Here is a 1749-nt window from a genome sequence, read left to right as displayed (position 1 = left end):
GATCTACACGATTTATAATATCATATTTCTTAATATCCTCTTTAGAAATATATTCTGCTACAAATGCCATTCTCTCCTCCTTAAGAAATTTTAATAATCTTAGATTTTACGATATGTTTATATTCGCCTATGCGCTCATAAATATATAGTAGGAAGTAGGATTTGTCTTATTAGAGCTTGCTTGGCAGAGCGTTTATCCGTTTTAGCACTTGCGTTATAAAGAGCTTTTTGCTGCTACCGGCTCTTTATCGCAATCTCTCATCAAATCCCCTACTCATATAAAAATTTCGCTGCATTTTACCCTTTTATTCTTACGGCATATTTAAAATTTAAAACTGCTTTGCCATATCAAATTTCAAGGTTCTTTACTACTCTAAATTTTAAAATTTCAAGTCCGCGAATGACGGGTAAAATTCTAAATTTCAAAGCCTCCGCACTGCGCTAAATTTTAAAATTTCAAACCCGTAATAGTGAAATAAAATTCTATCTCCTCCAAGTTTCATAAAATTTTAAAATTCTGTATCGATGCTCCAAGCTAAATTTTAAAATTTCAGGCTCACGGAGGTGGGATAAATTTTAAAATTTTAAACCCGCAAAGGCTTGCTAAATTTTAAAATTTAAAGCAAGCAAAGCACGAGTAGAATTCTAAAATCCCATCCTACTTCGTCTTCTTTGCGCTGTCTTTGTTAGTCGTTGCGTTGGCGTCGATGTAGCCCATCTGGGCGAGCTTTTCGTAGATTTGCATTATCACGGGACCTGCCGCACTTCCGCCGCCGGTATTATGAAGCGGCGGCATTTTGTGAGTAGGCGTTGGCAGAGCAATCTGCAGCATTGAGAGTGCGCAGCCCTGGGTTAGTTAGAGTGGACGGGGCTAATTTCCCCAGCCGCTCGCAAACATCTGCATGATATTTGGATTATTTTTCATATCATCCATCGAGATATTGCTCATGCCGTTATTTGAGGCGTAGGCGTTGAGATCCTCGATAATTTTATTTATCTTGCTAGCGGTGATATACTCTCCGCTAGCAAGCGCGATCTGCTCTATAGCACCGTCGCCGAATTGATTATTTATGCGGACGGTGTCGTTATCGCCGTATTTTAATACCAGATCGTTGGCGACCCTTTGGAAGGTGATGTTTTCTTTACTAATCCCCTCTTTAAATCTGATCGTATCGTTGCCGCTATAATCTTGAACAGTGTCTACTCCGTCGCCTCTGCCGAATACATAGGTATCGTTGCCTTCGCCACCTTCCAATCTATCATTACCGGATCCGCCTTCTAGGATATCGTCGCCATGCTCTCCGTAAAGGATATCATCGCCTTCGCCGCCATAAAGGATGTCGTTGCCGTAATATCCGGCCAAGGTATCGTTGCCTTCGCCGCCGTAGAGGGTATCATCCCCTTCTTGACCGTAAAGAGTGTCGTTGCCCTTGCCGCCATAAATTTCATCATTGGCAATTGACCCTCTAATGATATCGTTACCGTCGGTTCCTTTAAACATAGTTTGTGTTTCGAATTCATGAAGGGAGAGTTTTGTTCCATCTGCGAATTCGAAATTATTTATATTACCGTAGTAGTTTCTTCCTTCATTCCAATAGATATCTTTTATAGTTAATTTATCTTCGGTTCCTTTGATAGAAATTTCAAGGCTATTTATATCCTTGTCTGCTCTTTTTACTAGTAGGTCATTCGCGCTAATCCCCTCTTTAAATCTGATCGTATCGTTGCCGCTATAATCTTGAACAGTGT

The 1749-nt window shown here is 40.3% G+C and carries 2 protein-coding genes; both read right to left on the bottom strand.

The annotated features are described in order from the left end of the window. Positions 1-658: 658 nt before the first annotated feature. The gene (locus Q0140_RS09105; protein WP_297963921.1) at positions 659-832 is read right to left on the bottom strand and encodes a hypothetical protein; all 174 of its coding nucleotides are present in this window, start codon (positions 830-832) and stop codon (positions 659-661) included. A gap of 39 nt (positions 833-871) precedes the next feature. Then, on the bottom strand, positions 872-1749 hold an 878-nt coding region (locus tag Q0140_RS09100), incomplete at its 5' end, for a calcium-binding protein (protein ID WP_297963919.1).

This window comes from uncultured Campylobacter sp., from assembly GCF_938045405.1.
Taxonomy (GTDB): domain Bacteria; phylum Campylobacterota; class Campylobacteria; order Campylobacterales; family Campylobacteraceae; genus Campylobacter_B.
This window is presented reverse-complemented; position numbering and strand designations above follow the sequence as displayed.